Origin of the sequence: Bacillus sp. ISL-51, from assembly GCF_018613535.1 — a bacterium.
GTDB lineage: Bacteria > Bacillota > Bacilli > Bacillales > Bacillaceae > Bacillus.
Genome location: NZ_JAGGQB010000001.1, coordinates 1 through 9,908 on the forward strand (window position 1 = coordinate 1; position 9,908 = coordinate 9,908).

Annotated in this window: 1 protein-coding gene; it reads right to left on the reverse strand. The window is 45.6% G+C overall.

Features of this window, described 5'->3' with window-relative positions; translation table 11 throughout:
* Window positions 1–9,897, reverse strand: a 9,897-nt coding sequence (locus J7E26_RS00005) for a non-ribosomal peptide synthetase (protein ID WP_214804111.1), incomplete at its 3' end; no start/stop codon positions are given.
* Between the last annotated feature and the right edge of the window lie 11 nt (window positions 9,898–9,908).

The window sequence follows — 9,908 nt, forward strand, 5'->3', positions numbered from 1 at the left end:
GATTTCCTGCGGCGTTTGTGCCGCTTGGCGTTCGAACATGGCATGAATCGTTTCATATTCAGGCTGCTCTGTTTCCTCAGAAAGCGGAGTGAGCAGCTGTTCTTTTTCTTGCTGAGTCAAAAGTTCCATTTCTTCTATTTTGCTGTGCGGATGCTGCAAAATTTGATGTGTGAGATGTTCAAAATGTCCGCGAATCCGCTCTACTTCTGATTGTCCATATTCATTTTGGTTAAAACCAAAGTGAACGGCGAGTTGTTCGCCAGGGATGACAATTACATTAAAATCGTAATGGGTATGTTCTTCAATATGGAAATTCACGATATTTAATTCCGCAGCACCATGGCCTGCCTGTTCGACTTGTTGTCCAATTGGATAGTTTTCAAAGATCAGTATATGATCAATTAAGTTTTGCTTTTGTTCCGTTTGTGTCTGAATTTCATATAAAGGATAGGTATCGTATGATTGGGAAGCCAGTGCATTTTGCTGAACCATTTGCATCGTATCAGCAAAAGAGCTGTCCTCATCGCAGCGGATGCGAACCGGAATGGTATTGATGAACAGACCGATCATCTGTTCCACACCAGGAATTTCCGCCGGCCTTCCCGACACGACACTGCCAAAGACAACGTCATCGGATCCGCTATATTTCTGTAATAAAATTCCCCACAACGTTTGGATCAACGTATTTAACGTGACTTGATGCTGGTTTGCGATCTGCTGTAATTGTTTTGTCTGTTCTTGATCGAATTGACAGATGACATTGGTATAAGCATATGCTTTTTCTTCATGCTGCGGTCTTTTATGAAGAAGCCTGGTTTCACCTTTATACCCTTCAAGATATTCGCTCCAGTACCGTTTGGCCGCTTCATGATCTTGACGATCAAGCCATTCCATATAGTCGCTGTAAGGAGCTGTATAAACGGATTCTATTTCTTTCCCTTCTTGCAGGGCGCTATAATGTTCAAACACTTCCTTCGTGATAAGAGGCAGGCACCAGCCATCCATGACAATATGATGGAAGCTCCAAATTATATGATATTTGTAATCTTCCATGCGGAAAATCGCTATGCGCATCAACCGATCTTGAGCCAAGTCAAATCCTTTCGCTTTATCTTCTCTTTGGTAGGATCGGATTTCATCCTCACGCCGGATCTTGTCCATGTCACGCAAATCTGCTAAATGAATTTGCGGTTTTTGCGTTTTATAGACAATTTGCAAAGGAATATCATTCCAGCCGCTATAAAAACGGGTTCTGAGCACGGCATATTTTTCAAATAAACGTTCCAAGCTTGCTGAAAACCTTTCGATCTTTAACTCTCCCTGCAAATCAAAAGATGCTTGTTCGAAATAAGAACTTGAGTCCTCATCCAGCAAACTGTGAAACAGCATCCCCTCCTGCATCGGAGTGAGCGGATACACGTTTTCGATCTCACCTGCATGCGGCAGTTGAAGAAGGAGCTGGTCCAATTCGTCAATGGTCATGCCTTTTAACAAAATATCGCTTGGCGTCAGTTCCGATTGTTCTTTATGAACGCAATGCTCAATGATTGTCCGAAGGCCGCTTTGAATAAATGAAGATAACCGCTTGATCGTTTCTCTTACGTACTGTTTGCTGCTATAGTTAATCGTCAGCATCAACCGACCCTCGGCAATCATTCCGTTTATATTCAATACATACGGTCTGGCTTGATTCCCGCTCGAGTCTGAACCGCAGGAGTAAGAGGATAATTGAATCGCATGATGCTGCAAATCTTGATCAAACTGCCCCAGGTAATTAAAACTAATCTCCGGACTCATTTTCGCCGGCGTTGCCCCGCTTAAATACCTTGCTGCTCCATATCCGATCCCTTTATGCGGAATTTGTCGCAGCCCTTCTTTTGTCGTCTTGATATAATAAGATATTTCTTTGCCTGGGTGCGCGTGAAGCACAACCGGATACAGACTTGTAAACCACCCCACCGTGCGGGAGATATCCAAATCTTGAATGATCTGTTCTCTTCCGTGTCCCTCTAAATGAATCGGAATCTGTTCAAGTCCTGACCAGTGCGATATAGAAAGTCCCAGGGAGGTTAAAAGCAAATCGTTTATTTCAGTGTTATAAGCGCGATTCGCTTGTTTTAATAACAGCTCCGTTTCTTCTTTAGTCCATTCCACGGTTACCGTTTCACTGTCTTTTGAGGACGTATGTGTTTCATGAAAATCTTTAGGCAGCGGTTTTACATCGGTGTGTTCGATCTTTGTCCAATATTCCTGTTCTTGCTTTAAGGTTTCACTTTGCGCATATTCTGAAAGCCGCTTGGCCCATAACTGGAAAGAGTCTGTTTTTTGCGGCAATTGAATCACTTGCCCATTCTCGGCCTGCCTGTAACCACTAACGATATCCTCCAGTAAAACGCGCCATGAAACTCCGTCTACAATCAAATGGTGGATGACAATAAGCAAATGATCCCCATCTGTACATTGAAACAATCCGGCTTTCATTAACGGCCCGCCGCTTAAATTCATACTGCCTTGTATCTCGTTAGCCTTAGCTTCAATGGCCTGACCCGGGTCGGATTCTGCTTTCAGATTCAGGACTTCAAGATGGTACAGCTCGCTTTGGGCGATCTCTGCATTCCAAGCCTCGTATCCTTTTTCCGTCTCCTGGAACGTCATGCGGAGCGCATCGTGATGTTCTCCAAGCTTTTGCAGTGTTTGGCGAAGCGGCGATTCCTGAAAGCCTTCCGGTGCATACAGCATGACAGCTTGATTATAATAATGCGGATCTATCGTTGTTTGATCAAAGAACCAATGCTGAATAGGAGTCAGGCTGACCTTTCCTTTAACTTCACCTTGATCGGGTATACGCAGATTCTGCTCGATATGCGGACTCAATTCGGCAATCGTTGCATATTGAAACAAGTGTTTGATTTCCATTTTATATCCGTGCTGATTTAATCTGGAAGACACTTGAATTGATTTAATAGAATCTCCGCCAAGATCAAAGAAATTATCCAGAATGCCTACGTTTTCCGCGCCTAATACCGATTCCCAAGCAGAAACTAATATTTCTTCCACTCTTGTTCGGGGGGCCTTATATTCCGCTCTGTCCTGCAGCCGGAAATCCGGAGCCGGCAGCCCTTTCCGGTTTATTTTCCCATTGGAGGTTAAAGGCATTTTCTCCAGCTCGATAAAATAGGCCGGAACCATATAACCCGGCAGATCATGAGACAATTGTTCCCGGAGGCGGGATACCGTTAATGGCTGGCCGCTTACGTAATACGCACACAATTGTTTAAACCCATGGACATCTTCCCTGGCTATAACGACCGCTTCCTTGATCGCTTCTGCTTGAAGCAGCGCAGCCTCGATCTCGCCTAATTCGATGCGATAGCCTCTGATTTTGACTTGTTCATCCATTCTTCCTGCATATTCGATGTTTCCGTCAGCCAGCCACTTCGCTAAATCGCCGGTCTTATACATTTTGGCTCCGGGTACAAACGGGTCATCGACAAATTTCTCTGCCGTCAATTCCGGCCGATTCAAATATCCTCTTGCCACACCGGCGCCGCTAATATATATTTCTCCAGGGACACCGATCGGCACCGGTTTCATGTTCTCATCCAGCACATAAATACTCGTGTTTGCTGCCGCCGTGCCGATCGGTACCGATTCTCGTCTGTCTTTCACGGAGTCGTATCGGTAAATCATGCATCCGACAACGGTTTCCGTCGGCCCGTATTCGTTGCAAATTTCAATTCGGCCTTTGAATTGTTCATAAATACTTTGGGCTAACCGGGTGCTTAGATTCTCTCCGCCCACAATCATTTTTCGGATAGCTGTTTTATCAGCGATGTTCATTTCTTTCAAAACCTGCAAATGGGCCGGGGTCAATTTAATGATATCTACTCTCTGGTCCTGCACAATCGATGCAAGCAAAGCTGTTTTATCCTCTCCGTCATAGACGATGATCGTATTACCTGTGATCAGCGGTGTGAAAATAGAAGTCACCGTTAGATCAAAGGAGATCGACGAGTACAACGGGAAGTTGGTTTTCTCGCCTTTTACATAGACCTCTTTCGCCCACCAAATGTAATTGGTCAAGCCTCGGTGCTCGATTAATACGCCTTTGGGCTTGCCTGTAGAGCCTGACGTATAAATTACATACGCCAAATGATTTGCGTCACTTAGCGGTTCAAGGTTAGAGGCCTCTTCGTGATAGGAGCTTTCATCATCCAGTAAAACTGTGACGCCTTTATAGGTAAGCTGCTCCCGGACATCACGCTGCATCAAAACGATCCCGGCTTGGGAGTCATCCAGCATGTACTGGATGCGGTCTTGCGGATATTCTGGATCTATAGGGACATAGGCTCCGCCTGCTTTTAAAACGGCAAGTATCCCTACCACCGATTCGATACTGTTTCTGGTGATGATGGCCACGGGATGATCCGCTTGCACGCCCTTCGCTCTTAACGTTCGCGCCAGTTGGTTTGCCCGCTCGTTGAGCTGCCGGTACGTGAGCTGTCTGTCCTTATCGATGACGGCTGCCTGATCGGGCGTTCGCTGCGATTGCTCTTCAAACAGTTGATAAACCGCCGTCTGCGGATATGGCGCAGACGTGTCGTTAAGCGTCTGAAGAAGGTGTCTTTTTTCGCCTTCCGTTAACAATTCCACTTGATCCACCTGGATATCCGCATCTGTAATGACTTGATGCAAGATTTGCATGAAATGTTCCCGAATCCGCTCCATGCTGTCCCGATCATACACTTTGGCGTTGTATTCAAAATAGATGTTAATCGCTTCACCCGGAATAACGGTTAAATTAAAATCATAGTTGGTCTGTTCTTCCATTTGCACGTTAGAGATTGTGATAGATGATCCGTTTTGCTGACCAATGCTTTCCATATACTGACCAACAGGGTAATTTTCAAATATCATTAAATGTGTAATTAAATTTTGCCTTTGCGTTGTACGTGCTTGAATATCGTACAACGGAAACGTCTCATACTTTTGAGAGGCTACGGCTCTTTCCTGCGCCTCTTTCATGAGCTCGGCAAAAGTCGTTCCAGCTTCACATTGGATTCGGACAGGAATGGTGTTAATGAATAAGCCGATCATGGTTTCTACGTTTGGAATTCCCGCCGGTCTTCCGGATACAACACTTCCGAAAACAACGTCCCGGCTTCGATTGTATTTCTGCAGCAAAACCGCCCATGCCGTTTGCAACAGCGTGTTCAGCGTGACATGGCGCTTGCTGGCCGTCTGCTTCATTTTCAACGTGAGATCGGCGCTTATTTCACATGTCACTTTCTCCGGAATGTAACGTTCATCTTCCGCCAGATGGTTGTCCTTAGGGAGGCCGGTTTGCTCTTCATATCCCTCCAAATATTGATCCCAATAACGCTTGGCCTCTTCCGCATCTTGCCGGTCGAGCCATTCAATATATTGACTATACGGAGTAATCGTCGATTGTTCAGGCTGCGTTTGCTGAAGCACAGCAAAGTAATGGTCGAATATTTCTTTTGTAATAAGCGGCAGGCACCAACCGTCCATTAAAATATGGTGGAAACTCCATATAAAACGATAGGTCGTTTCATCCGTACGAAGAATAAATAACCGCATTAACGCGTCTTTCTCTAAGTCGAATCCCCGAATCTTATCTTCTCTGGCATATTCCTGAAGCATCTCTTCTTTTCGCGCTTCAGTCATCTCGCGTAAATCGATGAATTGAAATCCGATCTTTTTGGTTTTCAATATGATTTGCAGCGGCTGGTCTTTCCAGCCTCTGTAAAAATTCGTGCGGAAAATATCGTATCTTTGCGATAAGCCATCCAAGCTTTTTGAAAATGAATCGATATCTAAATCTCCATGCAGATCAAACGTCGTTTGCTGAAAATAAGCGCCTGAATTTGGATCAAACAAGCTGTGAAACAGCATGCCTTTCTGCATTGGCGTTAACGGATAGATATTTTCCACTTCGCCTAATTCACGCGTTTGCTCCAAAAGCTTTTCCAGTTCGTCTATCGTGATATCCTTTAACAGGATGTCGCTTGGCGTCAATGATGTCTGCTGTTGGCTTACGCAATGCGCAATGACTTCTTGCAGACTTTCTTTTAAATTTTTGGCAAAATGCGCCATGGTCGATCTTTCGTATTGTTTGTTGCTGTAGCTGAGTATCAGCGATAATTTCCCCTCTGCAATCATGCCATTCAAATCGAGCACCGCCGTTCTCACTTGGTTTTCATTCATCGATAACCCTGCGGAATAAGGCGATACCTGCAAAGCATGATGCTGCAGGTCTTGGTCAAACTGGCCCAAGTAATTAAACGAAATTTCCGGATTCAGCTGCAGGCTGTCAGCTTGAGGACGTCCGGATAAATATTTGATAACACTATAATTCATTCCTTTATCGGGAATACGGCGCAGTCCTTCTTTCACGGTCTTGATGCGCTGCGGCAGTTCTTTCCCTGCCTCCATCTTCAGTACGACAGGATACTGGCTTGTAAACCATCCTACCGTGCGAGTGATATCCGCATCCGGAATCACCGGTTCTCTTCCGTGGCCCTCCAAATTCACGACAACTTCTTCCATGCCTGTCCACCTGTGAACAGCCAGTCCTAACGAGGTCAGAAGCAGATCATTGATGTCCGTGTTGTAGGCGCGATTCGCTTGTTTCAATAATTGCTCCGTTTCTTCTTTTGTCCACTGAATCGTCAATTCATCGCTGTCTCTTAATAATGAACCTTCACTGATGTTATCCTTAGGCAATGGCTGCTGCTCCAGGCTTGAAAGCTCAGCCCAATAAGCAATCTCCTGTTCCATGTCGGTTTCTGCCGCATATTTGGACAATTTCTCCGCCCAGAATGGAAACGAGTCTGTTTTTTGCGGAAGCCGGACCGTTTGTCCGCGCTCCGCTTGCTCATAGCCGCTTGCGATATCTTCAAGTAAAATTCGCCAGGATACCCCGTCGATCACCAAGTGATGAATCGCGATAAGCAGATGATCTCCGTCCGGACATTGGAACAAACCAAGCTTCATCAAAGGCCCTTGGCCTAATTCCATGCTGCTTTGAATCTGGGTCGCTTTACTGGCAACAGCTTGGCCCGGATCGGAATCCCCTTTATAATTCAGCACTTCCAGGTGATACAATTCACTTTCTTCTGTTCCCGCAATCCGAGCAGTATATCCGTTCGGCGTTTTTTCAAAAATCATCCGCAGCGCATCGTGATGCGCTGCGATGCGTTCCATCGTCCGGCGAAGCGGAGCCTCTTTAAAGCCTTCTGCCGAATATAACATGACGGCCTGATTGTAATGGTGTGCATGCGGCATCTTTTGTTCAAAAAACCAATGCTGAATCGGGGTCAGACTTGTCCTTCCGTTCACTTCCTCTTGCTCGGCCATTCTGCTTACCGGCTCTACAAACTGACTTAGTTCAGCAATCGCAGGGTATTTAAACAAATGCTTCATATCAACCTTGTATCCGGCTTGATACAATCTGGAAGACACCTGAATTGATTTAATCGAATCTCCGCCAAAATCAAAGAAATTATCCAGAATTCCTATACGATCTGCCCCTAATACTTCTTGCCAGATGGACGCCAGCAGTTCTTCTATTGAGTTTCGCGGGGCTATGTATTCGTTTTCCGTCCGCGTTTTTTCTTCGGTAACAGGCAAAGCTTTCAGATCGATCTTTCCGTTGGAAGTGAGCGGTATGCGTTCCAAATGGATAAAGTAAGAAGGAATCATATAATCCGGCAGTTCACGGGACAATTTGGCTCTGAACTGCGCGGCGGTCAAAGAAGGCTCTCCGACATAATAGGCATACAATTGCTTGGCTCCGTCTTCGCCCTTCCTCGCAACGACTGCCGCCTCACGAACCTCTTCCAGGTTGAACATGGCCGACTCCACCTCGCCAAGCTCGATACGGTATCCGCGAATTTTTACTTGATGGTCGATTCGCCCCAAATATTCGATCCTTCCATCTGGCAGCCGTCTGGCGAGATCGCCCGTTTTATACATCTTTTGATCAGGGAGAAGCAAATGCTGAACAAACTTTTCTTCCGTCAATTCAGGCCGGTTGAGATAGCCGCGGGCAACTCCCGCTCCTCCGACATACAGCTCTCCCGGTACGCCGATCGGCTGGATTTGATGGTGCGCTCCCAAAATAAAGGCTTGGTGATTGGCCACCGGCCTGCCAATTGTGATCTGTTCATCGGCAGAATGAACAGGCTCAAACGTAGATACCACGCTATTTTCAGTCGGACCGTATTCATTATTGAGCCGAATCTGAGGCTGCAGGGAAAACAGCCTTTCTGCGGTATCAGGTTCGAGTTGTTCTCCGCCTACAACAACATGTTGAACATGAAGGAAGTCCTCTGTGTTCATCTGTTCGATCATGGCTTTTAACAGACGGGGAGAAGTCGAGAAATGAGTAATCCTTTCCTGTCTCAGAACGTTTTGAATCGCGAAAAGATCTTTGTTGTCTTCGTTAGGCAAAAGGTACAAAGTTGCACCCGAGATAAGCGGGCCGAAGAAATTTAAAATGAACGCATCAAAAACATAAGGGTACAACACAAGTACGCGATCCTCTGCGGAATGCCTGAAAAACGCTTTCTTCCATTGGAGTGAGTTCACAATGCCGCCGTGTTCAGCCATGACCCCTTTCGGCTTCCCTGTCGTGCCTGAGGTATAAATAACATAGGCCAAATGGTCGTGTTCTGCTATGGGTGATAACAATGAGCAATCGGCATGGTAAGATGTTTCATCATTCAGATCGATCGTCGGGCCGTCAAAGACGAGGCTGTTTTTGAAATGCCGCTGAACAACGAGTACGTCTGCATTCGCATCATTCAGCAAATATTGAAGCCGCTCTTTTGGATATTCAGGGTCCAGGGGCACATAAGCGCCCCCAGCCTTCCAAATGGCAATGATGGACACAATCATTTCTAATGAACGATCAGCCATAATGGCGACCAAAGTATCGGCTTGAACCCCGCAGTTTCGCAACGTTCTTGCCAAACGATTGGCTTTTTCATTCAATTCCCTGTACGTCAGATGGCTGTTTTCGAACTTGATTGCTGCATGATCAGGCGTTCTTCCCGCTTGCTCTTCAAACAATTGATATACAGTTCTGCTCCCGGGGTAATCTGCGTAGGTGTCATTAAAATCAAACAACATTTGATGTTTTTCCGCTTCGGGTAAGACTTCTGCCGTTTCGATTGCAGCTTGGGGCTGGAACAAGATCACTGACAACAAATGATCAAGATGGGACACGATTTGGTCCATATAGCGCTCATCATACAGATTGCCGTTATAAAAAAGATTCAAATGAATCCCGTTGTTCTCCAAATCAAAGTGAAACAGCGTATCGGTTGCAGCGTCTTCCTTAAATTGCAAGGAATGAATTTCGTTGAGCGAAACGACGGTATGAATCAACGGCATGCGATCATCGCCGTATTGCACGTTTAAATGCTGGACCATTTTTCGGAACGGCAGGTTTTGATTTTTCAGCGAATCATTAACGGCTTCTTTTAGTTGCTCGAATACGGTTTTAAACGTGCTCTGGCTGCTAAGCGTATTTTTTAGCAGGACAATGGTGTTAACAGCTGAAGTGCTGCCTTTTTTCTTCGATACCGTTGGAATGCCCAGAATCAGGCTCGTTCGATCCGTATATTTATACAATAAGCATTCAATGCCTGCCAATAAAATCAAATAGGCTGCCATTTCGGAATGATTAGCCATTGTCATTACTCTTTGAGATACTTCTGGAGATAAGGAACGGTAGATGCATTTTTCCTGATAGCCGGTACGGGCCAAAGCCGCTTTATCCGCAGCTTTAAAGTAAGGGAAGACACTTAGGCCATCCTCTTCATCAAACAGGTTATCCCAGTACGTTTCTTGATTTTTAAATACCGACATTGGAGCACCTC